Source organism: Escherichia sp. AM3 (assembly GCF_032029835.1).
Lineage (GTDB): Bacteria > Pseudomonadota > Gammaproteobacteria > Enterobacterales > Enterobacteriaceae > Escherichia > Escherichia coli.
Genome location: NZ_JAVUPQ010000512.1, coordinates 1 through 582, shown reverse-complemented (window position 1 = coordinate 582; position 582 = coordinate 1). Strand labels below are relative to the sequence as shown.

At 49.3% G+C, this 582-nt stretch carries 1 pseudogene; it reads right to left on the bottom strand.

Going from position 1 to position 582, the window contains the following annotated elements:
• Nucleotides 1–508, bottom strand: a pseudogene (locus RTW80_RS26945) (Lnu(F)/Lnu(G) family lincosamide nucleotidyltransferase); the annotation flags it as partial.
• Nucleotides 509–582 lie beyond the last annotated feature (74 nt).

The following is a 582-nucleotide window of genomic DNA, read 5'->3' as shown; positions in this document are numbered from 1 at the left end:
CGCGAGCGTACTCTCCCCGATTTAAAAGATTGGCCCCAAAGAGCATCAGGCTGATGAGGTTCAACACAAGCCCTTCCACCAGCGGCGCGCCTTCACGTATCGGGGGACCGCCCACGAGAGCGCTTGCGTACCTTGACAACTCTCCTGATCGGTCCAACAAAACAGCCGCCTCAAGCGAGGGAAACCACCCATAGCCTTGCCAAGTGGAAATGACCGGTATGTCCGATTTTCGCATGAAATGGAATTCACCGCGAATGCCGTTTTCAAAAAGTGCGGTGTGGTGGCCGAAGTCGTCCGGAAAGTAAGCAGCAACCGGACTTACGGCATTAAGCCACGAGCGCTGATCGAAATTTTCAAAATGGTCATCCTGGATGAACACTGCGAATTCGATATCAGAGAACTCGTCACCCTCTCCGATAGCAAATGAGCCGAACATCAATGCCGCGATTATTCGTGCATCCTCATGACAACCTTCCTTGAAGAGTTCGATCATTTTCAGTTGAAGCATAGAAATATCCTTTTATTGAAGCCACAGATTATGAGGAAAGGTATACGCAGATTTTTGTTTTTTTTCGTCAGCAC